Origin of the sequence: Nocardia sp. NPDC050175, from assembly GCF_044459885.1 — a bacterium.
GTDB lineage: Bacteria > Actinomycetota > Actinomycetes > Mycobacteriales > Mycobacteriaceae > Nocardia.
The window spans coordinates 162,828-184,046 of sequence record NZ_JBITJI010000018.1; the positions used below are offsets into that span (position 1 = coordinate 162,828).

24 protein-coding genes are annotated in these 21,219 nt (G+C 67.5%); 15 read left to right on the plus strand and 9 right to left on the minus strand.

Going from position 1 to position 21,219, the window contains the following annotated elements:
- Nucleotides 1–61 precede the first annotated feature (61 nt).
- A complete protein-coding gene (locus ACIBK2_RS41410; protein ID WP_379283069.1) occupies nt 62–610 on the plus strand; it encodes a ferritin in 549 nt (182 codons plus the stop codon).
- A gap of 258 nt (nt 611–868) precedes the next feature.
- Here the strand turns inward: ACIBK2_RS41410 and ACIBK2_RS41415 are convergent, their stop codons facing one another.
- The 4 genes from ACIBK2_RS41415 to ACIBK2_RS41430 all read right to left on the minus strand — a co-directional run bounded on the left by ACIBK2_RS41415 (nt 869) and on the right by ACIBK2_RS41430 (nt 4,283).
- The gene (locus tag ACIBK2_RS41415; protein ID WP_396975952.1) at nt 869–1,789 is read right to left on the minus strand and encodes a DUF5926 family protein; all 921 of its coding nucleotides are present in this window, start codon (nt 1,787–1,789) and stop codon (nt 869–871) included.
- 252 nt (nt 1,790–2,041) lie between these two features.
- Nucleotides 2,042–2,809 carry a glycerophosphodiester phosphodiesterase gene (locus tag ACIBK2_RS41420; protein ID WP_379283071.1) on the minus strand — a complete coding sequence of 256 codons (768 nt, stop codon included), beginning with the start codon at nt 2,807–2,809 and terminating at the stop codon, nt 2,042–2,044.
- Nucleotides 2,806–3,888: a DUF4328 domain-containing protein gene (locus ACIBK2_RS41425; protein WP_396975954.1), complete on the minus strand. Its 1,083-nt coding sequence runs from the start codon at nt 3,886–3,888 to the stop codon at nt 2,806–2,808. The genes ACIBK2_RS41420 and ACIBK2_RS41425 overlap by 4 nt, the downstream gene beginning before the upstream one ends.
- A 23-nt stretch (nt 3,889–3,911) precedes the next feature.
- On the minus strand, nt 3,912–4,283 hold the full coding sequence (locus tag ACIBK2_RS41430) for a rhodanese-like domain-containing protein (RefSeq protein ID WP_396975955.1): 372 nt from the start codon (nt 4,281–4,283) through the stop codon (nt 3,912–3,914).
- A gap of 529 nt (nt 4,284–4,812) precedes the next feature.
- On the opposite strand from ACIBK2_RS41430, the gene ACIBK2_RS41435 reads away from it, so the two are divergent.
- From ACIBK2_RS41435 to ACIBK2_RS41450, 4 genes are all read left to right on the plus strand, one after another.
- Nucleotides 4,813–5,424 carry a hypothetical protein gene (locus ACIBK2_RS41435; protein WP_396975957.1) on the plus strand — a complete coding sequence of 204 codons (612 nt, stop codon included), beginning with the start codon at nt 4,813–4,815 and terminating at the stop codon, nt 5,422–5,424.
- Between the two features lie 302 nt (nt 5,425–5,726).
- Complete coding sequence (locus ACIBK2_RS41440) at nt 5,727–6,350, plus strand: superoxide dismutase (protein ID WP_357380064.1); 624 nt, start codon at nt 5,727–5,729, stop codon at nt 6,348–6,350.
- 452 nt (nt 6,351–6,802) lie between these two features.
- Nucleotides 6,803–7,330, plus strand: coding sequence for a peptidase (locus ACIBK2_RS41445; protein WP_357380065.1), 528 nt, complete (start codon nt 6,803–6,805; stop codon nt 7,328–7,330).
- 295 nt (nt 7,331–7,625) lie between these two features.
- Entirely contained in the window at nt 7,626–8,351 is a 726-nt protein-coding gene (locus ACIBK2_RS41450) for a TMEM165/GDT1 family protein (RefSeq protein ID WP_396975959.1), read from the plus strand.
- A 7-nt stretch (nt 8,352–8,358) separates the two neighbouring features.
- Here the strand turns inward: ACIBK2_RS41450 and ACIBK2_RS41455 are convergent, their stop codons facing one another.
- The gene (locus ACIBK2_RS41455) at nt 8,359–9,027 is read right to left on the minus strand and encodes a TetR/AcrR family transcriptional regulator (RefSeq protein ID WP_396975961.1); all 669 of its coding nucleotides are present in this window, start codon (nt 9,025–9,027) and stop codon (nt 8,359–8,361) included.
- Nucleotides 9,028–9,052: 25 nt separating this feature from the next.
- Nucleotides 9,053–9,931, minus strand: coding sequence for an SDR family NAD(P)-dependent oxidoreductase (locus ACIBK2_RS41460; protein ID WP_396975962.1), 879 nt, complete (start codon nt 9,929–9,931; stop codon nt 9,053–9,055).
- Between the two features lie 319 nt (nt 9,932–10,250).
- Here ACIBK2_RS41460 and ACIBK2_RS41465 point away from each other — a divergent pair, with 319 nt between their 5' ends.
- Both ACIBK2_RS41465 and ACIBK2_RS41470 read left to right on the plus strand, forming a co-directional pair.
- Complete coding sequence (locus ACIBK2_RS41465; protein WP_396975963.1) at nt 10,251–10,892, plus strand: DUF4352 domain-containing protein; 642 nt, start codon at nt 10,251–10,253, stop codon at nt 10,890–10,892.
- Nucleotides 10,893–11,018: 126 nt separating this feature from the next.
- Nucleotides 11,019–11,786, plus strand: a complete 768-nt coding sequence (locus ACIBK2_RS41470) for an SDR family NAD(P)-dependent oxidoreductase (RefSeq protein ID WP_357380070.1) — start codon at nt 11,019–11,021, stop codon at nt 11,784–11,786.
- Nucleotides 11,787–11,846: 60 nt separating this feature from the next.
- Here the strand turns inward: ACIBK2_RS41470 and ACIBK2_RS41475 are convergent, their stop codons facing one another.
- The 3 genes from ACIBK2_RS41475 to ACIBK2_RS41485 form a co-directional block, all read right to left on the minus strand.
- Nucleotides 11,847–12,305, minus strand: a complete 459-nt coding sequence (locus ACIBK2_RS41475; RefSeq protein WP_396975964.1) for a GNAT family N-acetyltransferase — start codon at nt 12,303–12,305, stop codon at nt 11,847–11,849.
- 61 nt (nt 12,306–12,366) lie between these two features.
- The gene (htpG, locus tag ACIBK2_RS41480; RefSeq protein WP_396975966.1) at nt 12,367–14,337 is read right to left on the minus strand and encodes a molecular chaperone HtpG; all 1,971 of its coding nucleotides are present in this window, start codon (nt 14,335–14,337) and stop codon (nt 12,367–12,369) included.
- Nucleotides 14,334–15,932, minus strand: coding sequence for a TM0106 family RecB-like putative nuclease (locus ACIBK2_RS41485; RefSeq protein ID WP_396975996.1), 1,599 nt, complete (start codon nt 15,930–15,932; stop codon nt 14,334–14,336). The genes htpG and ACIBK2_RS41485 overlap by 4 nt, the downstream gene beginning before the upstream one ends.
- Before the next feature lie 302 nt (nt 15,933–16,234).
- Here ACIBK2_RS41485 and ACIBK2_RS41490 point away from each other — a divergent pair, with 302 nt between their 5' ends.
- The 8 genes from ACIBK2_RS41490 (at nt 16,235) to ACIBK2_RS41525 (ending at nt 21,000) form a co-directional block, all read left to right on the plus strand.
- Complete coding sequence (locus ACIBK2_RS41490; RefSeq protein ID WP_396975968.1) at nt 16,235–16,879, plus strand: DUF6474 family protein; 645 nt, start codon at nt 16,235–16,237, stop codon at nt 16,877–16,879.
- A gap of 11 nt (nt 16,880–16,890) precedes the next feature.
- A complete protein-coding gene (locus ACIBK2_RS41495) occupies nt 16,891–17,409 on the plus strand; it encodes a hypothetical protein (protein WP_396975970.1) in 519 nt (172 codons plus the stop codon).
- Nucleotides 17,410–17,451: 42 nt separating this feature from the next.
- Nucleotides 17,452–18,099, plus strand: coding sequence for a YcnI family protein (locus tag ACIBK2_RS41500; RefSeq protein WP_396975972.1), 648 nt, complete (start codon nt 17,452–17,454; stop codon nt 18,097–18,099).
- Nucleotides 18,096–18,641, plus strand: coding sequence for a copper resistance protein CopC (locus tag ACIBK2_RS41505; RefSeq protein ID WP_396975974.1), 546 nt, complete (start codon nt 18,096–18,098; stop codon nt 18,639–18,641). The genes ACIBK2_RS41500 and ACIBK2_RS41505 overlap by 4 nt, the downstream gene beginning before the upstream one ends.
- Nucleotides 18,638–19,597, plus strand: coding sequence for a copper resistance D family protein (locus tag ACIBK2_RS41510; RefSeq protein WP_396975976.1), 960 nt, complete (start codon nt 18,638–18,640; stop codon nt 19,595–19,597). Before ACIBK2_RS41505 ends, ACIBK2_RS41510 begins: the two co-directional genes overlap by 4 nt.
- Before the next feature lie 111 nt (nt 19,598–19,708).
- Nucleotides 19,709–20,188 carry an SRPBCC family protein gene (locus tag ACIBK2_RS41515; RefSeq protein ID WP_396975977.1) on the plus strand — a complete coding sequence of 160 codons (480 nt, stop codon included), beginning with the start codon at nt 19,709–19,711 and terminating at the stop codon, nt 20,186–20,188.
- A gap of 22 nt (nt 20,189–20,210) precedes the next feature.
- On the plus strand, nt 20,211–20,585 hold the full coding sequence (locus ACIBK2_RS41520) for a DUF5313 family protein (protein WP_396975979.1): 375 nt from the start codon (nt 20,211–20,213) through the stop codon (nt 20,583–20,585).
- A gap of 49 nt (nt 20,586–20,634) precedes the next feature.
- Nucleotides 20,635–21,000: a DUF5313 family protein gene (locus ACIBK2_RS41525; protein WP_379283094.1), complete on the plus strand. Its 366-nt coding sequence runs from the start codon at nt 20,635–20,637 to the stop codon at nt 20,998–21,000.
- Nucleotides 21,001–21,219 lie beyond the last annotated feature (219 nt).

Here is a 21,219-nt window from a genome sequence, read left to right on the forward strand (position 1 = left end):
TAGCCTCAATAAGGTTGCACTTGGATGACAAGCACTGTGACCAGCGCTAATGTCCCATACTATGTCCAGCCATCCGGAGTCCCCACGCAGCAAATTCCACGGCCTGCTCCATGATCAGATCAGGCATGAATTCAACGCCGAGCATCAATACATCGCGATCGCGGTGTGGTTCGACAATGCGGACCTGCCGCAGTTGGCCAAGCGTTTCTATGCGCAGGCGGTCGAAGAACGCAACCACGCGATGATGATCATCCAGTACTTCCTCGATCGGGATATCACTGTCGACCTGTCCGGCATCGACGCGACGAAGTCGAAGTTCGAGAATGTGCACGAGCCGATCGCGCTGGCCCTGGCTCAGGAGAAGACGGTCACCGACCAGATCATCCAGCTGGCGAGCACCGCCCGCGAAGAGGGCGACTACCTGGGCGAGCAGTTCATGCAGTGGTTCCTGAAGGAGCAGGTCGAGGAGGTCGCCAACATGACCACCCTGCTGACCATCGCCGAGCGCGCCGGGTCCAACCTGTTCGATCTGGAAGAGTTCATCGCCAGGGAAATGAGTGGTGCCAGCGATGCTTCCGGTGCACCTTCGGCCGCGGGTGGATCCATCTGATCCGCATTACCGGTTAAACGCAAAAAGGCCCAGCTCTTCGCGAAGAGCTGGGCTTTTTGTCGTTCAGACAGATGGCCTACTTGGCACTGATGGAGCTGAGCAGTACCCGAAGCGCGGCGATCAGTTCTTCCATGGAGTCTTTCCTCTTTCAATCATCAGGTCGGTGAGTCCACCAGCGTCCGATAGTAGCGGAGAACCCAACGCCGACAATATTAGAAAGGGGGATTCTTCACAAAATTCTCCGTGCCGTTGCCAAGATCAGCGCAGGGTCACCTGACGCGACCGCAGGCCGTCCCTGGACCGGCGCTCACCGGCGGTCAACGGCACCTCCGAGGCCAGTGCCTCGGCCAGCCGGGCATCGAATTCCTGTGCGGGCTTTACCCATTCGTCGGGGTGCTGTTCGGGATCCAGATCGAAGACCGGAACCAGCACGCCGTGCGTGCGGAACGAGCCTGCGAACCGGGAGCCCTCGCCGAGGTGCAGACCACCCGCGGCGTGCAGGCGGGCCAACGCCAGCATCAGGTCGTCCTCGTTCTCCGGACGGACCCAGCGGATGTGCGCCTTGTCGCCCGCGTCCACCCACCACGCCGCGCCGGTCGCGTCCGGGCCGAGCGCGATCCGCGCCGACGGCTTGATCGCCTGCTTGGCCTGCTCGATGGTCGCGGCGACCTGCGGGTCGGGCTGCACACCCTCGGGCACCCACCAGTCGAAGTCCTGGTGCACCGTGAGTTCCAGGTCCGCACCGGGATCGATCACGTCGGTCAGCCGCGGGCCGCCCGCCACGCTCTCCACCGACGCCAGCGAGTCGCCGGGCTCGGCGGACTGGGTCCACAGGATGGCGGCGGCGAGATCGGCACCGAGGTCGGCGCCCTGGAACTGCACCTGCGCGCCGACATAGCCGCTCGGCTGATCGCCGGCCCGGACCAGCGCGGCCACCGCGCCGGGCAGCACGGTGGCGAGCACGACCGACCGCTCGGCCGCGACACCGGGCGCCAGCTTCAGCTCGGCGGTCGCCGACGGCACGAACTCGCACAGTGCGACCAGATCGCACTCCGCGGCCAGCCCCTCGAAGGGACGCGCGACGGTCTGGGTCGCCTGCTCCAGCGCCACCTTCCGCTCGGCGAGACGCAGTGCCCGGTTCCCTCCGGGCTTAGGACTATTCCGCTTGCTCTTACCCACGGGGGGTCAACCTACATGGTGTGCGCGGCGACACCCCGCGCGCCACGGCACCGAACGCGGTCGGAGCGAGCGTCCGGGCGGAACGCGGACCGGCAACCGGCCAACTACGCAGGTGCACAACCCAGTTCGCGCACGCCGTGGACCGCGGCGACCTGGACATCGGACCGACTCTGTCAAGCCACCTTTCGCCCGGCTGTCGCGCGAGCCGAGTTTCGGTCCAGAAGTGACCAGCGCGAGCCTGTTTCGAGCGACTCAGGCGGCGTCGAGCAACGCCTTGGTGCGCCCGGGATGGTTGGTGGCGACCCAGCTGACGCCCAGATCCGCGCACAGGCGCACATCGTCGGGGTCGTCCACGGTCCAGCAGTACGTGGCACGTCCCGCCGCGGCGGCCTTGTCGACCAGTTCCGGGTGGTCGCGCAGCGTCTTCACCGACGGGCCGACCGCGGTGGCACCGACCGTGGTCGCGGCACCGCCGCCGAGGTAGCGCGACGATTCCCCGAGCAGCACCGTCGGCAGCAGCGGCGCGGCGCGGCGGATCCGCCAGACCGCGGTGGCCGCGAACGACATGACCACCGCGCGCGAGTGATCCGCGGACGCGGGGGTGGCGATGCCGAACCGCTGTAGTTCGGCGAGCAGCTTGTTCTCCACCAGCGCGCCGTAGCGAACCGGGTGCTTGGTCTCGATGAACAGCTTGGTCGGCCTGCTGCGCCAGTCGAGCACCAGCGTGATCAGCTCGCTGAGGGTGAGCACCTCGGCCGCTTCGCCGTCCGCGCCGAAGTCGAGCTCCTTCAGTTCGTCCAGGGTCATCTCGCTGACCAGGCCGGTGCCGGAGGAGGTCCGGTCGACGGTGCGATCGTGTACGCACACCAGGTGCCCGTCCCTGGTCAGCCGGACGTCGCATTCCACGCCGTCCGCGCCTTCCTGCAGCGCCAATTCGTATGCGGCGAGCGTGTGTTCGGGGCGCGCCGCCGATGCACCTCGGTGCGCCACCACGAACGGTGCGCGACTGGCCTCGCTCACTTGGTCAAAACCTCCTCGTGCTCACGGTCGACTGCACCGTTGTCCTCATCTGTGTCCCGCACCGCAGCTGTGTCCCGCACCGGCTCTGTGTCCCCCACTGGCTCGACGGCCGCACGCTGCGCTCGCCCGCCAGGATGCACCGGCTCGATCACCGGCACGGCCGGGTCGACGGCGATCAACCAGCGCCGCGCGGTCCGGCTGCGGCCGAGCACATCTCGCTCCTCGACCGCCCGCATCATGGCGAGGGTGAACAGCGCGACCGCGGCGGCGACCAGGTCGGTGAACGCGGTGAACAGCACCCCGTCCGCCTTCACCTGCAACGAATCCGCAGTCCGCCACAGCAGCGCGGCCACCGCGACCAGACCGCCGAATACCCAGGCGGCCCACCAGATCCGGATCGCCCGCAGCGCCCTCGGATCGGCGCGTTCGGCGACGATCTCGGTCAGGAAAACGCCGGGCCACAGCAGGTTCACCACCGGAATCACGCAGCCGAGCACCAGTGCCCGCACCGAGCGCGGGTCGGCGCGGCCGGCTTCCTGGAAGGCGAGCCTGCGCGTGTCGATCAACCAGCCGATCACGGCCACCGCGGTCAGCAACGCGAGCAACAGAGCCAGCAGCGCGGCGGCGGCGACGAACACATCGGAGCAGACCAGCACCGCGGGATGGATCAGCCGCGTGCGATTACGCAACAGCAGCAGATAGCGCAGCAGCTCGGCGACGGCCGCGAGCGCGAACAACGCCGCGGTGGCGATCGGTAGCACGGACGCCCACTTGGTCAGCCTGGTGAGCGGACGGGGCGGCGCGGCGGCGGGTCGGGGCGGCGGGTCGAGCAGGCCCCAGCGCGGAATCTGGGTGTAGCGCGGGGTTTCCCGGCTCTGCGGGCGACCGGCGACCGAGGACCGGCGGGTGCGCTGATCGGGCCTGCGCGCCACCCAGCGATAGTTACGCCGCTCGGCGGGCGCGTCGATGGGCGCGGGCGAGAGCAGCACGCCGCGGCAGCGTGGGCACCAGTGCATCGGGGTCGACTGCACGGCCCAGCGCGCGCCACACCGCGCACAAGGTTGTACGACCGTGCTCACCGTGCCTCCTGTGTCTTGCCGGACTAGTAGATCTTCGCCTGCCGGTCACCGTCGGCGACCAGCGGGCGGCCCGCCTGCTGCCAGGCGACCATGCCGCCGTTCACCTGGATGGCGTCGAAGCCGATGTGCGTGAGGTATTCGACCACCTGGAGGGAACGGCCGCCTTGCCTGCAGATGACGTAGAGATCGACGTCGTAATCCAGTTCGTCCACCCGGGCGGGCACGTCGACCATCGGGATGTGCACGGCCCCCGGCGCGTGCCCGAGCTGCCACTCGTCGTCTTCGCGCACATCGAGCAGGATCGCCCGCGCGCCCTCGGCCGTGCTCGGCGGGCTGCTGTCGAATTCGCTCGGCACCGCGTCCACCGGGACCGAAGGAACATGGGGGCTCGTCACGGTTTCGATCCTGCCATGGGTGGGCGGGTGCCGTGGAGTTCCGGCCCGCGCCTCGGCGGTCGGCGACTCGACATCGAGCCGATACTTCAGGTATGTTCTGCGTCCCGGATCCCTGATCGACGCCCCGCTCGGGGCGCGCATGTGCATACCTCCGACAGAGTTATCCACATAATCCACAACTTCATCCACAGGCTGCAGCTATTAGACAGCGCACCAGTTCAGGATTTGGCTATCAAAGCTACCCATCGGCTAACGCACTCTGCGAGCCCAGGCACCCGATCCGAGACGTTTCCCGGGCCGACAGCAGATTCGCGGCGTGAACGTGCGGCGCGAACGACCGATCCGGGACTCCCCTCCAGCATCCAATCCCGGAGCGGTCATTCGCCGCCGACCTCGAAACTCGCGGGCTCAGCGGGTTCCGATACGTACTTGGACGGCGGCCGGTCCGATTCGGTTCCATAAAAAACGAGAACACTAGCGAAAAACTTAAATACTGGGCTCTAGCGGTAGCTGTCGGTAGCCTGTGGCCATGAACGTGAGCAGGGGGCTACTCGACGGCATGGACACAGCTGGGCTCAACGTCGCTCTGTCCGAGGCGACATGCCTCGGTCTGGAGATCGACGCGGCGACCAAGCAACTACGACTCGACTTAGAGGTGCTGACGCTTCCGGAAAACGGAACGCCCACCGAGGACTACCGAGTTCAGGTGACCTTCACCGGAGTCGGCCGCGTCGCGGCGTCGCTGCGCATGCAGAACTGGGACGACCTCGAACCGCAGGTACTGCCCCTGCAACTGAACGGCCTCGACGAGGCGATCCGCAGCTTCGGCGGCGGCAGGCTGCACGGCTGGGAGTTCATCGACCTCGACGACAGCGGCTGGGCCCTGTGGCGTGAGCTGCTCAGCTTCGACACCGAGATCGACGAGCACATCTCCGCCCACGTCCTCGAGTTCTCCCAGGAAGAGGGCATCGACCCGCGCGAACTGGACGTGCGCGTCTGGTTCGACAACCTGCTCATCAACGACTCGACCGGCCGGGAGATCCCGCTGGCGGAATTCATCGCGGGCGCGGCACGCTGGTGGGAGGCCCACGACGCGGGCGACCCGCGGGCTACCCGGCCCGGCATCGCACCGCCGCTCTGAGCCACCGACACCGATACCGCACACCCGGCTTCCGGATGTGCGGTATTCGTTTCTGTGGGTGCCCTAGGGAATAGGCGGCGGACGGGGATGACCGTTGACCTTGTGGGTATCCGGCACGAGGACTACATGGTTCGATGCTATTTGTGAGGTTCGACCCGGTGCCGAGGTGACCTCGAGGTGCACAGCCCGAGCCCACAACGGAATGCGGGGGCATCAGGCCCGGTTGGAACCGAGCGGGTGTACGAATGATGGTTGGGTGTGCCCGAGATGGGCGCACACAGCCCGACATAGGAAGGGACATCGTGGCTGAGTACACGCTGCCAGATCTGGATTACGACTACAGCGCCCTGGAGCCCCACATCTCCGGGCAGATCAATGAGCTGCATCATTCCAAGCACCACGCCGCTTACGTCGCAGGCGCGAACACCGCACTCGAGAAGCTCGAGGCCGCCCGGGACAGCGGCGACCACGGCGCCATTTTCCTGTACGAGAAGAACCTGGCCTTCCACCTCGGCGGCCACGTCAACCACTCCATCTGGTGGAAGAACCTGTCCCCCAACGGTGGCGACAAGCCGACCGGCGACCTCGCCGCGGCGATCGACGACCAGTTCGGCTCGTTCGACAAGTTCCGCGGTCAGTTCACCGCCGCGGCCAACGGCCTGCAGGGCTCCGGCTGGGCGGTGCTCGGCTACGACACCCTCGGCCAGAAGCTGCTGACCTTCCAGCTCTACGACCAGCAGGCCAACGTCCCGCTGGGCATCATCCCGCTGCTGCAGGTCGACATGTGGGAGCACGCCTTCTACCTGCAGTACAAGAACGTCAAGGCGGACTACGTCACCGCGTTCTGGAACGTCGTCAACTGGGAAGACGTGCAGGATCGCTTCGCGCGCGCCGTCGGCCAGGGCAAGGGCCTCATCTTCGGCTGAATCTAATTGCCGCGCTTCGCGCGGCGTGTTTGCGGCCCCTTGATGGCTCGGGCCCGAGCGACCGCTGCTCGCGACTGCGTCGCAATCGCATCGGCCACTCGGGCCCGAGCCGGGCCGCAAACGAGTAATGCTCGATCTCGCTTCGCTCGAAACCTGCGGTAGTGCCGGTGTGGTTGCGATAGCGGTCAGCTAAACCCGCGAACAGAACCACTGTTCGCGGGTTTGCTTGTTTCCGGGCAGTTTCCACAGGACACGCCCGAGGCGCAGCGCGGTATCAGTCCGGCTAACAATCGCCGGCATCACTGTATGTGGGCGAAGGCAACCGCTGGTCAGGCCGTTTCCTGCGGTTAACTGGCACTCTTTGGTACTTGTGTGCCAGGTGTTTCGTCAGTCATTCTCTGAATCCACAGAGGACGGGCAAAGCCGCCCCCGGTTATACGACGGGAGGCACCATGCGGATGAATGGACCAATCGGCATCACGCCTTTCCATGCCCGTGGCTCGCTGCGCGGCTTCGTCATCTCCGGCCGCTGGCCGGACACCACCAAGGAATGGGCCCAGGTACTGGTGCTCGCCGTCCGGGTGGCCACGCTGCCCGGCCTGCTGACCACCTCGACGGTGTTCGGGGTGCGCGAGGAGTTACCGGACGATCCGGCGCCGGGCACGGTCGGGTTGGTGCTGGCCGAGGGCACGGTGCTCGGCGCGGAGGCGCTGGCGCCCGGCCGGTTTGCCGATCATGTGCCGGCCGCCCTGCTGATGCTGCATCCGCCCTCGGAAACCCGGCCGTCGCTGCCGGAATGCGCGGGCGCGGCGTCGGGCTGCGTGCTGCTGCCCGGGGTGCCGCATCTCGGGCTGGAACACCGGGCCGCGTGGGCCGAGGCGGAATCCGACGGCACGGTCACCTCGCTGGTCAGCCGCGTCGGCCTGGACCCGATCAGCGATCCCGACACCGCGGTTCTGGCCATGCTGCTTGCGGCGTAAGGGTACCCGAAACTCGCTGGACGGATCGCCAAACTTATTGCGCGCATTGCGATTTGGGCAACACCATGTTGGCACACTCGTGCGTCGGCGGGTAGAGTCGGGGACAGCGAAGGGGAGTAGCCCGCAATTGCATAGTCGACATACTGACCCGTAACCCCACGAGGGTTCGGGTCCGGCTGTGTGAACCGGAACAATCCGGTGGGCGAGACCTTCGGCCTAGACAACTATTCGTTGTCGGCCGGAGGCATACCCAGACTCCGACCGGCAGGCCGGAGACCCGGGAGCCGCACACATCATGATCGCCACTGTTTTGCTGAGTATCGGCATCGTCTTTCTCGCCGAGTTGGGTGACAAGTCCCAGCTGATGGCGTTGACGTTCGCGCTGCGCTACCGCTGGTGGGTGGTGCTCGGCGGCATCGCGACCGCCTCCGCCGCGGTCCACCTGCTCTCGGTGGGCGTCGGCTACTTCCTCGGATCGGCGCTGCCGACGCGGGCCATCTCGCTGGTCGCCGCGCTCACCTTCCTTGCCGTCGGCCTGTGGACGCTGCGTGAACACTTCCGCGCGGACGAGGAGGAGCAGGCGCCGAAGTCATTGCGGGCGAGCACCGCGCCGTTCTTCGTGGTGCTGTCCGCGTTCCTGCTCGCCGAGCTCGGCGACCGGACCATGTTCGCGACCGCGGCGCTGGCCACCGACTACGACTGGGTCGGTGTGTGGATCGGCTCGACGATCGGCATGGTCGCCGCCGACGCACTCGCCATCGGCATCGGCATCCTGGTCGGCAAGCACCTGCCGGAACGGGCCATCGGCATCGGCTCGGGTCTGCTGTTCCTCTATTTCGGTGCGGCGACGCTGATCTCGACGGCAGCTCCGACACTGAGCGGGCTGATCGTCGTCGTGCTTGCCGCGATCGCACCGATATTGGGCGGCGCGACCATGCTGCTCATCCGTGCCGTGCGCCCGGCTCCGGTCGAACCCGAACAGGCCTCGATCCCGGCTGGGGACCCCGAAGCGCGTCGATAACGCAGCGCTAGCGCGGCTCGTCCGAGGAAAGCAGGGCGTCCCCGAACAGCGCCCCGCCGCGACGCACCAGATTCACCAGCGGCGCCCGCAGCGCGAGCAGACCATCCAGGTCGTCGGCCGCGATCCGGCCGGTGACCATCGCGCTGATCGCGGCGGCCAGGGTTTGGCAGGCGAAGCGCTGCTCGTCGGTCCGTGCGCCGAGCACGTCGGCGATCCGGCCGACGAACAGGTCCTGTAGCTGGGCCCGGCGGCTGATCGCCGCCGAACCGACCGCGTACACCTCGACCAGGAACAGCCGCGCGCTGGCCGGATCATCGACCAGGTGCTGCAGATAGGCCGCGAAGATCCGGTCCATCCTGGCCATGCCGTCCGAGTCGGGCTCGGGTGCCTGCTCGTCGGAGGCCTCCGCGATGCGGCCGAGCAGGTTCTGCACGGCCCGCTCGTAGGCGGCCTCGAAACAGGCCTCCTTGGAACGGAATTGCTCGTAGAAGGTCTCCCTGGACACCCCGGCGCGTTTCAGGATCGCCGCGACCGAGGTGCCGACATAACCGTTCTCGACCATCGCCTCGGCCATCGCGATCAGGATGCGCTCCCGCTGCGAGGCGACCACCTGCTCGCGCGGCAGGCCGTGCCTGCCGCGCGGGAGTTGGCGTGCGCTGGTTGCCGATTCGGTCATCGATGACTCCGGTGGTTAGGTCGGGCTAAGCTTGCCGCTCCATTTTGCGGGGTCGGTCCGGTTGGTCCGTGGTGAAGGGTGCCTCTTCCTTGCGCGCGATCTCCAAGGCGCGCCGTACGCCTCGACGCAGCGCGAGGGCGATCACCCGCTGCGCGATCGGCCGGAACGGCAGCACGAAGGCCACCCACCAGGGCGAGACCACCTGACGCCGCCGCCGCGCGATCGCCTTCTGCACCGAATCGATGGCCGGCCCGAGCGGTGCGACGCCGGAAACGGTGGAGCGACCGATGATCGCACGGGCCGCGTCGGTGCCGAACCCCCGCGAGGTCATGTCGGTGTCGAGCTCGGCGAAGTACGCGATGCCCACCTTGGCCCCGGTGTGCTTCAGCTCGATCCGCAGCGTATTGCCGAGCGCCTCCACCGCCGCCTTCGACGCGCTGTACGCGCCGACCAGCGGCAGGTGCACCGCCGCGGCGAGCGAAGAGACAACCAGCGCATAACCATTCGCATGGCTGATGTGTGGCCCGGCTGCTCGCAACGTGTAATAGACGCCGAGCACATTGACCGCCAGCGTCTCCTCCATCACCGCGGGATCGCCCCCGAGCAACGGCAGCTGTCGTGCGACCCCCGCATTGGCGACCACCACATCGAGTCCCCCGAGCTCGCCGACCAATGTCGCCACCACCCGATCGACCTGTTCGCGATCCCCCACATCGCAATACCGCCACGGCGCGTCCCCGCACTCGCGCGCCACCTCCCCCAGTAACTCCGCTTCCAAGCCCAGCAGCGCCACCTCGGCCCCATCGGCATGCAACTGCCGAGCCAGCGCGGCCCCGATCCCCCGCGCCGCCCCCGTGATCAAAACCTTGCGCCCAGCAACAGACGCCCCCGCGAACAGCTTCATGCAGCGACCGTACCACCCAAGAACATGTTTGTTCGCAAATGTTCATGCCGTATTCACAGCCCGGTCGAACATGTCGGCACCGGCAGCGAAACACCCTCATTCCGAGGCCTGCATTCTTGCTGAATATCGCACCTGAATTGCACGCTTTTCGAGGCCTGCATAATGCCGAAATACGTTGTAACGCAATAAGAAAGGTGCCGATAGAGTGGCGCCGGTTAGATCACTTCTCGAAGAAAGCAAAGAGATGCCGCCACAGGGGGAATACCCACCTCAGCAACCGCAGAATCCGAACTGGGGCAATCAACCCCCGCAGGGATGGGTGCAACAACCAGGCCAGGCGCCGCCGCCCGGGCCCGGATACGGCAGACCGCCGAAGAAGAAGTCGAGCGGCGGCAAGATCGTGCTGATCGTGGTCGCGGCCATTATCGGGTTGTGCGGGCTCGGTGCCGTCATCGCCGCGGTCAACGGCGGCGATGACAAGAAGTCGGACAAGACGGCAAGCAGCGTGGCGGTCGAGCCGGGCAGCTCCGCGGCGCCGCAGGCCGGAAAGCCGCCCGCGTCCCTGCCCGGCCTCAATACACCGGTGCGCGACGGCAAGTTCGAGTTCGTCGTCACCGAGATCCAGACCGGCCTCGGCGTAGTGGGGGACAATCCGTATCTGCAGCGAAAAGCTCAGGGCGCGTACACGATCGTCTCGATAACGGTGCGGAACACCTCGGATAAACCGCAGGGATTCAGTCCGAGCTCCCAGTATCTGTTCGACGCGCAGAATCGCAAGTTCGAAAACGATGCCATGGCCGCGATCAACCTGCAGGCCGACACCAGCGTGTATGCCAACCTCAACCCGGGCAACACGGTAACGGCTCAGGTCGTCTTCGACCTGCCCGCCGATGCGGTACCGAGCCACATCGTGCTGCACGATTCGATGTTCTCCGGCGGCGCCAAAGTAACCCTCCAGTAGCAGCGGCCGCGGCCGGGCGATGGTCCGCTCGGGAGTGAGAGGGATGCCTCATAGGGCTGGTTGGGCGCACCCGTTAGGGTGCAATTGACAAAGGGCCAACTGGCTGTCACGAACGAGAGGACCATCGTGGAGATTTCGGGTTCCGCCGCCATTGTCACCGGAGGCGCATCCGGCCTCGGCGCCGCCACCGCCAAGCGTTTCGCCGAGCTGGGGGCCACTGTCTTCGGACTGGATGTGCCGCAGTCGATCGAGCGCGCCGGCGACAACGTGCCCGCCGGGGTCACCCTCATTCCGGCCGATGTCACCAGCAATGACGAGGTCAGCGCCGCGGTGGCGCAGGTCGTCGAGTCCGGCGCGCCGCTGCGCATCGTGGTCAACTGCGCCGGTGTCGGCTGGGCCGGGCGCATCCTGTCCAAGAACGGCCCGCACGATCTGGAGCTGTTCCGCACCGTCATCACCGTGAACCTGCTCGGCACCTTCAACGTCATGCGCCTGGCCGCCGACGCGATCTCGAAGACCGACACCGTGGACGAGTACGGCCAGCGCGGCGTCATCATCAACACCGCCTCGGTCGCCGCGTTCGAGGGCCAGATCGGCCAGATCGCGTACTCGGCGTCCAAGGGTGGCGTGCACGGCATGACCGTGCCCGCCGCGCGCGACCTGGCCCAGTTCGGCATCCGGGTGAACACCATCGCCCCCGGCATCATCGACACCCCGATGCTGGCCGGCGTCACCGAGGAGTACCGCAAGGGCCTCGAGGCCGGCGTGCCGTTCCCGTCGCGCCTCGGCCGCCCGGACGAGTACGCGCAGCTGTCGCAGTACATCGTCGAGCACGACTACCTCAACGGCGAGACCATCCGCATGGATGGCGCGCTGCGTATGGCCCCGCGCTAAACAAGCATCGCGAAAGCCGCCGTCGACCAGTCTGGTCGGTGGCGGTTTTTTCGTTGCAATTCAGACGATGCGATGGAAGGTCATCAGGTGCCGTCCCGGGCCGTTGTAGTCCGGCACCGGACCGTCGACGGTGAACCCCATCCGGCGATGGAACGCGATGGACGTCTCGTTCGCCGGCGCGGTGATCGCTGTGACGACCCGCCTGCCGTGCGCCCGGGCGGTCCCGAAGAAACGCTCGTAGAGCTCCCGCGCCAAGCCACTCTTCCGTGAATCCGGATGCACACCGACGAAATGGATGTAGGCCTCATCGGGTTCGGACGGCGAGGGAAACCCGATCAGAAACCCCGACAGCCGCTCCGCCGTCTCCGCGACCAGGCTCGTCCGATGGAAATGATCGAGGAACAGCCGCGGCAGCACCGGCAGGACCTCGCGCCCCCACCACGCATCGACCACACCCGCGATCGCGTCGTAGTCCGCGGGCCGCGCCGCCCGGATGACCAGCTCAGTCGAATTCGGCACGAAACTCATTGTGCCGACAGCGGCGAGGACCACCGTCCGGTGGTCCTCGCCGGTGACCGGATCAGAGCGTGCGGGTGAGGCGGTCGGTGAGGATGTGGGCGAAGCGGGCCGGATCCTTCAGTTCGCCGCCCTCGGCCAGGACCGCTGTGCCGTAGAGCAATTCGGCGGTCTCGGTGAGCTCCGGGACCTTGCCCGCGTCGGCATCGTCCTTGCGGGTGTCGTAGGCGTCGCGCAGGCCGGTGACCAGCGGGTGGGTCGGGTTGAGCTCGAGGATCCGCTTGGTCTCGGGCATCAGCTGACCGGACGCGCGGTACATCCGCTCCAGCATCGGGGTGAAGTCGAAGACGTCACCGACGAGGCAGGCGGGCGAGGTGGTGAGCCTGCTGGTGAGACGCACCTCCTTGACGCTCTCGTCCAGCGTCTTGCCGAGCCAGCCGAGCACCTCGGCGAAGTCCTTGTCCTGCTGCTCGCGCAGCGCCTCGGAGGCCTTCTTCTCCTCCTCCGACTCCAGGTCGACCTCGCCCTTGGCGATGGAGACGAACGCCTTGCCGTCGAACTCCGGCACCGAACCGACCCACATCTCGTCCACCGGGTCGGTGAGGATCAGCACCTCGCGGCCCTTGGCCTGGAAGGCCTCCAGGTGCGGGGAGCTCTCGACCTGCTGACGGGACTCGCCGGTCATGTAGTAGATGGCGTCCTGACCGTCCGGCATCCGCTCGACGTACTGGGCGAGCGTGGTCACCTCGGACTCGGAGTTCGTCGAGGCGAACGAGGAGACGCCCAGGATGGTCTCGCGGTTGTCGGTGTCGCCGAGCAGGCCCTCCTTGAGGACGCGCCCGAACTCCTTCCAGAACGTCTGATACTTGCTCTGATCCTCGGCGCCCTGCAGGTCCTTGACCGTGGACAGCACCTTCTTGACCAGCCGCTTGCGGATCATCTGGATCTGCCGGTCCTGCTGCAGGATCTCGCGAGAGACGTTGAGCGACAGGTCCTGCGCGTCCACCACACCCTTGACGAAGCGCAGATACTCCGGCATCAGCTCTTCGCAGTTGTCCATGATGAACACCCGCTTGACGTAGAGCTGCACGCCGCGCTTGTGCTCGCGGGTGAACAGGTCGAACGGCGCCTGCGACGGCAGGAACAGCAACGCCTGGTACTCGAAGGTGCCCTCCGCCTTCATCGGGATGATCTCCAGCGGATCGTCCCAGGCGTGGCTGACGTGCTTGTAGAACTCCTTGTACTCCTCGTCGCTGACCTCGCTCTTCGGGCGGGTCCACAGCGCCTTCATGGAGTTGAGCGTCTGGTCCTCGACGACCGTCTGCTCGGTCTTCTCTTCGCCTTCACCCTCGGTGACGGTCCGCTCGACCTGCATGCGGATCGGCCAGGCGATGAAATCGGAGTACTTCTTGACGATCTCCCGGAGCTTCCACTCCTTGGTGTAGTCGAAGAGGTGGTCCTCCTCGTCGGCCGGCTTGAGCTGCAACGAGACCGAGGTGCCCTGCGGCGCCTCGTCCAGCGTTTCGATGGTGTAGGTCGAGCTGCCCGCGGCCGACTCCCAGCGGGTGCCCTCGTTCTCGCCCGCGCGCCGGGTGGTCAGCGTGACCTTGTCGGCGACCATGAAGGTGGAGTAGAAGCCGATGCCGAATTGGCCGATCAGTTCCGCGGTGTCGATGTTGCCCGCGGCGGCGCTCTTGGCCTCGTTGAGCTTCTTGCGCAGTTCGGCGGTGCCGGACTTGGCCAGGGTGCCGATCAGGTCGACCACCTCGGCGCGGGACATTCCGATGCCGTTGTCCCGCACGGTCAGCGTCCGGTTGTCCTGGTCGACCGCCAGTTCGATGTGCAGGTCGGACGTGTCGACCTGCAGGTCCTTGTCCTGGTAGGACTCCAGCCGCAGCTTGTCCAGCGCGTCCGAGGAGTTCGAGATCAACTCCCGAAGAAAGGTGTCCTTGTTGGAGTAGACCGAATGGATCATCAGCTCGAGCAGCTGATGGGTCTCTGCTTGGAACTCGAGTTGTTCGACGTGCTCAGTCACGACGCGATAGTACGACGCCCGAAATCGGCTAGGCCAGGAACCTCGAGGTCTGCCCGGTTCGACATCCAATCGCGCAGCACTCGAGTGGCCTGTACGTCGTCCTCGTTGTACTCCAGCAAACGGGTCCGCTGGGACATATCGGGGTCGCCCTCGTAGCCGACGGCCAGCCGATACCAGCTCATCGACGCCTCGCCGCCCGCCTCGGCATCGCGCCAGGCGAAGCCCGCGACCGGGGCGATCTTCTTGAGGCCCTTGCCGTTCGGGCAGATGAACTGCTCGGAGACGGCCTGGAACATGTCCACCCACTCCGGCCCGTCCACGAACGCGCGCACCTGATCGACCGTCGGCACGCCGGGCCGACCGGCGAATCGACGCGCGGACTCGTACAGCCATTTGTCCTCGGCGGTGCGCGAGTAGCAGTAGGCGGCAAAGGTTTTCCCGTTCGCGGCGGCCTCGGCGCGGGTGCTCATCAACCAGGTCCAGAACTCACCGAACGAGCGGCCCTCGTCCTCGGTGGGCAACGGATCCCAGGTGACGAACGGGCGATACACACCGTCGAGCAGGGTGCCCCACAGGTATGCGCCGTACTCCTGGAAGCTCTCCAGGTCGACATCCACCTCGACGTCGGCCCGCTGCACGCGCACCGGCTCCACCCGGCGAACCAGCGGCGCGCCCGCGATCCAGGCCCGCGCGGTGACCACGGCCTCGTCGAACGGCCCGTGCTGCCAGTCGTCCGGGTCGTCACCCGCCCAGCCGGCCAGATCGTCGATCGTCTGCACGCCGTGCCTGCGCAGCACCTCGGCCCGCGAACCCGGCGCGACCAGGCTGACGTCGCGGTGTTCGACGAGCCAGCCTTCGCAGCTCGGGCCCTCGATGCCGCGCGACCACCACGGGCACTGCCTGCACTCGGGCACCTTCGACGGCACGGTCGGCAGTTCGCCGCGCACCACCGCGACCCGGTCGGCGTAGCGCTGGTCGTAGTCGGCCAGCACCGGGCCGAGGTCGTGCACCAGGATGCAGTCGAAGTGGTAGCCGATCACGCCGCCGACCAGTGCGGGGCTGGCCATGCCGTGGCGCTGCAGCATGCGGTACAGGTGCGCGAGCCGCTGCTGATCGCGCGGCTGCTGGCGCAGTTTGCGGTGCCGATCCGGGCGCGGGTTCCAGTGATACGGGTCGGTGGTGGTCGGGTGGAAGTCGGCGGGCTCGGGCTGGCGCGGGTCGGTCACCTTGTGGTTCACCACGATCACCGGGATGTACCCGCCGCGATCGAGATCGCGCAGCAGGATTTCCGAGCCGCCGCGCCTGCCGGTCTCCGGCTCCTGCGGCAGCAGGCCGCCCCAGATGTGTTGCACGCCAGCCGCACACGCCCGCATGGTGGCCTCGGCCCGCTCGGCCGCGCGCAGTGTCGGATCGATCACCACCCAGCCCGCGGGATCCGCCTCGATCAACGCGTCGCGCACCCGCACCCGATGCGCCGTCGCCGCCTCCCTGCGCTGGCGCACCCCGGGATCCTCGGAAACCCCCTGCAACGCACCGGGATGGGCCGCGTCCAGATGCAGCCGATGCCGGCAACCGATCAGCGCCCTGGCATCGATGAACGGAGTCGGCGCGCCGACAACGCCGCTCGGCCGTTCGACGGCCGTGCCGTTGTGCTTGCGACCTGCTCGGTCATCGATGCCCGATTCCACGTTATGCAGTATGGTCCCTACCCCCGACAAACCCACGAACCCCGTGGGCACAGCCTTGCGGCGAACCGCTCTCGCCGGTGTCACGATGGATACCCTCGCTGGTGTCGCGATGGACCCGATAGGGTAAACGGCAAACCGTGTGACATGGGCGGACGGGCTTTCCCCGGCGTCGTACTGCCATGGCAAACCAGCATGACGGAGGGCCTTCGATGGGGTTGTTCACGAAGCGCAAGCGGCGCCCGAGCCGCAGGGCCGAGGCGAAGGCTCTCAAGCACAAGGCGGGTTTGGAAGCCAAGCTGGTCGCCAAGAACGACCGCAAGGCCCGCCGCGCGGAGGGCCGTACCCAGCGCAAGGTGGCCAAGGCGCAGATCTCGGCCCTGCAGGCGGAGGAGAAGGCCTCGCTCAAGCTGGCCGCCAAGGCCGAGCGTGAGCTGTTCAGCGCGAGTCAGGTGAAGAAGTACCTCGGCGTCGCCCGGGTGCTCATCCCGGTGCTCGCGCCGCTGGCCTATCGCGCCGCCACGTTCCTGCGCGCGCAGCTGGACACCCGCAAGGCCCAGCAGCTCGGCATCGGCGTCGAACAGCTCGGCGACTTCGGCGGCCACGGCGCCAAGCTGCAGGCCAGAATCGTGAATACCGAAGCGGCACTGAACAAGGTCGCGGTGCAGGGCGGCAAGGACCGGGGCGACACGCAGAAGTTCATCGCGGCCACCCAGGCGCGGCTGGACAGCCTGTCCGCCGCGGTGCAGACCGCGGAGCAGATGCCCGCGCCGCGTCGCCGGGCCGTGCACGCGTCGATCGCCGAAGAACTGTCCGGGGTCGAGGCGGACGTGCTCGCCCAGCTCGGCGTGCGCTGACCTTCCCCGCGATGCCCCCGTCACCGAGTACCGGCCACCTGCGTGGTGGCCTGGTCGGTGTGTTGGTGGGGGCGCTCGCCGTCGCCGCGCACGGTTCGGCGGGTGGGGGTTTTCCCGGTTCGGCGGAGCTGACGCTGGTGCTGCTGGTCGCCGCGCTGACCGGTGGCGCGGCGAATGTGCTTGCCCGCGGCCGTGGTTCGGTGCTCGGTCTGCTGATGCTCGGACAGTTGGCCGGTCACGTCGCGCTGTCCGGGCTGCTCGGCCACGAACACGCCGCTGCCGCAACGGATCCGCTGCCGTCTGGCTGGATGCTCGTCGCGCATGCCGTCGCCACCTTCGGCTGCGCCGCGGTCATCTCGATCACCGAGCGGCTCTATGCCGTGGCCTCCAGTGCCGTCCGCGCCGTGCTCGCCAAGCCGCGACTGCCCCGCGTCGTCGGACCGGCGCACTGGTCCGATCCCGGTCTCCTGTACTACCGCTGTCATCCGAACGGCGCGATCGGCCCGCGCGCGCCGCCGGTGCCTGCCTGACGCACCGCACCACTCCCCTTCGGACAGAAAGCCTTTCCTCTCATGCACCGTTCGATTTCGCGCGCCACCGGCACGGCCGTCGTCGCCACCACCTTCGCGTTCCTGGCCTGCGGCACCGCCGCCGCGCACGTCACCGTCGACGCGCCGGGCGCCCAGCAGGGCAAGTACGGGGTGATCACGCTCCGGGTGCCCACCGAATCCGACACCGCCAGCACCACCGCGCTCACCGTCACCCTGCCAAACCTGAAAAGCGCACGCACCGAACCGATTCCGGGCTGGTCGGCCAAGGCCGACAAGAACGAGAAGTCGGAGATCACCGCGATCACCTGGACCGCCGAGCCCGGCAACCCCGGCGTCGGCCCCGGCCAGTTCCAGCGCTTCGCGATCGCGGTCGGCCCGCTGCCGACGCAGGAGAAGGTCAGCTTCCCGGCCAAGCAGACCTACAGCGACGGCAAGGTCGTCGACTGGAACCAGCCGGAGGGCAAGGACGGCGCGGAGCCCGACCATCCGGCCCCGTCGCTCACCCTGGCCAAGGGCGCCATCGACCACGGGGTCGACGTCACCACGGCCGTGGGCAGATCCAATGACAACGACAACACCGCCCGCTGGCTCGGCGGCATCGGCCTCGCCCTCGGTCTGCTCGGCGTCGCGCTCGGCCTCGGCAACGTGATCCGGGCACGGCAGTCGTGACCCGGCGGCTACTCACCGCCCTCGTCGCGGGGGCGTTCCTACTCGGATTCGGTTTTGCCGCAACGGGAACGGCCGCCGCGCACTCCGCGCCGACCGCCAGCGTGCCGGACGACGGCGCCACCATCGATGCGGGCCCGGCGCGGGCGACCATCACCTTCAACGAGGCGCTGCAGCCGAGCTTCCCGGCGCTCACCGTGGTGGGCCCGGACGGCTACCTGTGGTCGAAGGGTGCGCCGACGGTCGACGGCAATACGGTCAGCGTCGAGGTGGGCGAGCTCGGTCCGGTCGGCGAGTACACCGTCGCCTACCGGGTGACCTCCGCTGACGGCCATCCGGTCAGCGGCAAGCGGCATTTCACGCTCAGCAAGGCCGGTAACGGTGTGCACGGCGACAAGCCGAACTTCAACGGCGGTAATTCCGGCTCGGACGGCTCGGGCGGAGTTCCGTTGTGGGTCTTCATCGTCGGCGCCGTCGTCCTGTTCGGTGGCGGGCTGGCGTTCGCTTTGTTCGGCGGCAGGAGCCGGAAACCGAAGCAGCAGTGACGGGTAGGACGATCGGCGGCCGGGGCGGGGCACGGCGGGGCACCGCACGCGCACCGTGGGAGGTTCTGCTGGTCGTCCCGGCCGGGCTGCTCGGTGTGCTGCTCGCCTGGGCGCTGACGCTGCCCGCGGGTTTCGCGGCTGAGGCGACGGTGCGGGTGCTCGCGGACGGTGTCGGTGCGACGGTGCTCGGGCTGGCCGCGCTGCCCAGGGTGCACGAGCGGCTGGTGCCGCCGTGGCGGTTGCTCGCGGTGCTGGCCGGGTTCTGGTGCGGCACTGAGTTCGCGGTGCTGGTGTTCGAGGCGGCCGAGGTGGTCGGCGTGCCGGTCGGCAAGTTGGCGGCCGGGCAGTTCGGCACCTATCTGGTGAATCTCAGTGGTGGGCAGGTCGGCATCGCCATCCTGGTGGGTGTCGGCGTGGTCGCCTGTTATTCGGCGGTGGCCTTCCGGCGGGCGGATATCGCGTCTGCGGATCTGGTGCTGGTGTTCGCGGCGGTCGCGCTGACACTGCGGCCGATTACCGGGCACATGTCGCAGCAGTCGTTCGGGTCGGTGCTCGCCGCGGTGCACGCATTGGCAGCAGCGGCCTGGTTCGGGCTGCTCGTCGCGCTCGCGCTGGTGGTGCGTACCCGAGGCGAGTGGGCGGTGGTGCTGCCGCGGTATTCAGTGATGGCGTTGCCGCTGGTCGCGGCGGTAGGAGTGACCGGGCTGCTGAACGGATTGGTGCGGGTCGGCGGGATCACGCCGTTCGTCACGACCGGTTACGGACGGATCCTGCTCGCGAAAACCGTTGTGCTGGTTGGACTGCTGGCGCTGGGTTGGTGGTGGCGCCGCAGCTGGGTGCATCAGGCGGCGGATCACCGGATGACCGCCGAGGCGTCGCTGCGCCGCGCCACGGTCGAGGTGGTGGTGATGGCGTTGGCCTTCGGCCTGGCCGCCACCCTCGCGGTCACCGCGTAATCCCGAGCCGACGAGATCCGGCCCGCTGCCCGCGCCACCCGAATCCCGTCGACCAGCACGTGCGCCCAGCGCGACCAGGCGACCTAGATCGAAACCAGTTACTGTTTTCGTATGACCGAAGTGAAGATCGTCGAGGACTGTGCCGCGTCGGCGGAGTCCGCGTTCGCCTACGTGAACGACTATCAGAACCTGCCGCGCTTCCTGTACGGCATCCAGTCCTTCACCCCGGTCGGTGCGCAGACGGTCGGCGTCGGCGCCGCGTTCGACGGCCACATCAAGCTCGGACCGGCCTCGCTCAAGTCCCGCATCGAGGTCGTGCGCTGGGAGGAGAACGCCGCCATCGCGGTGAAGTCGATCAAGGGCTTCGACGTGGAGTCGACCTTCCTGTTCCACCCCAAGGGCGACGGACAGTGCACCGTCGATGCGATCGTCGATTTCCGAGTGGGCGGCGGACTGGCCGGGCGCGCGCTGGGCAAGACCATCGAACCGTTCGTGAAGATCGCGGTGCAACACACCACGCACAACCTGATCACGCAGATCACCGCATTCCACAAGACCCGCGCGGCCGAATCGGACGAGTCCGTGCACTGATGTCGTGCGGGATGCTTGATCTATGAGCGCAACACCGTCCTTCGTCCAGCGCATCGGATACGTCGCAGGGCGCACCCTGCCCGCGTCGATGACCGACTGGGTGCGCGAGGACCTGGTCGGTCCCGGCGCGACGCGGCGTTACCTGCTGCGCATCCTGCTGCCGCTGATCCCGGTGCTCATGCTGTTCCTGCTGCTGCCTGGCCCGCTGTGGATGGGCTTGGCGATGATGGCGCTGCTGTACCTGCCGCTGATCTACTTCACGGTGGCGCTGATGTATGTGTACCGGCGGCATCGGCTGATCAAGCACGGCCTCGATCCCGCGCTGGCCGACGCGGACGCCCGCCGCCGGGCCGAGCCGGAACGCCTCGCCTACGAACGCAGGCACGGCCGAGGTTAGGGCCTCAGCAACCTAGCGGTGACCAACTCCACAGGCATAGCCTTCAGGTATGAATACCCCCACAATTCGGCAGCGGATCGCCTACGATCTGGGCCGCGAGCTCCCCGAGGAGCTGCACGAGTGGGTCATCCGCGACCTCGTCGGACACGGGGCCATGGAGCGATATCTCGTCCGGTTCCTCGGACCCGTCATTCCGTTCTTCGCCCTGGTCCTGCTGTTTCCGGGGCCGATGCCACTGAAGATCGGCTTGATCGTGATGATGATCGTCCCGATGATCATCTTCACCGTGGCGCTCAGCTATGTCTGGCGCCGCTACCGGCTGGTCCAGCACGGGTTGAACCCGGATCTGGTGGACCGCGCCAAGTTCTCCGAACACGACCGGGAGATGTACGAACTGCACTACGGGCACCGTTAGGTAGCGCCCGAACGAGACGGGCATACCCAAAGCAACCCCCACGCGCGAGTTTTGCGAGCGCCGTTCGCGGCCCGTCTCGCGTCCGAGTGGCCGAAGCGCATGCGCCGCAGGCGCGAGTCTCGGCCGCTCGGACGCGAGACACCCAGGGGCCGCGAACACGCCGCGGCCACGCGGCCAATAATTCAGTGGTCGAGTTCGCGCGCGACCGCGCGGACGACC

Bases quoted from the DNA above. Each gene is read 5' to 3' on its own strand.
- ACIBK2_RS41410 (WP_379283069.1), top strand. From the start codon at position 62: ATGTCCAGCCATCCGGAGTCCCCACGCAGCAAATTCCACGGCCTGCTC.
- ACIBK2_RS41435 (WP_396975957.1), top strand. From the start codon at position 4,813: ATGAACGTGAGCAGGGGGCTACTCGACGGCATGGACACAGCTGGGCTC.
- ACIBK2_RS41445 (WP_357380065.1), top strand. From the start codon at position 6,803: ATGCGGATGAATGGACCAATCGGCATCACGCCTTTCCATGCCCGTGGC.
- ACIBK2_RS41450 (WP_396975959.1), top strand. From the start codon at position 7,626: ATGATCGCCACTGTTTTGCTGAGTATCGGCATCGTCTTTCTCGCCGAG.
- ACIBK2_RS41455 (WP_396975961.1), bottom strand. From the start codon at position 9,027: ATGACCGAATCGGCAACCAGCGCACGCCAACTCCCGCGCGGCAGGCAC.
- ACIBK2_RS41460 (WP_396975962.1), bottom strand. From the start codon at position 9,931: ATGAAGCTGTTCGCGGGGGCGTCTGTTGCTGGGCGCAAGGTTTTGATC.
- ACIBK2_RS41490 (WP_396975968.1), top strand. From the start codon at position 16,235: ATGGGGTTGTTCACGAAGCGCAAGCGGCGCCCGAGCCGCAGGGCCGAG.
- ACIBK2_RS41495 (WP_396975970.1), top strand. From the start codon at position 16,891: ATGCCCCCGTCACCGAGTACCGGCCACCTGCGTGGTGGCCTGGTCGGT.
- ACIBK2_RS41500 (WP_396975972.1), top strand. From the start codon at position 17,452: ATGCACCGTTCGATTTCGCGCGCCACCGGCACGGCCGTCGTCGCCACC.
- ACIBK2_RS41515 (WP_396975977.1), top strand. From the start codon at position 19,709: ATGACCGAAGTGAAGATCGTCGAGGACTGTGCCGCGTCGGCGGAGTCC.
- ACIBK2_RS41520 (WP_396975979.1), top strand. From the start codon at position 20,211: ATGAGCGCAACACCGTCCTTCGTCCAGCGCATCGGATACGTCGCAGGG.
- ACIBK2_RS41525 (WP_379283094.1), top strand. From the start codon at position 20,635: ATGAATACCCCCACAATTCGGCAGCGGATCGCCTACGATCTGGGCCGC.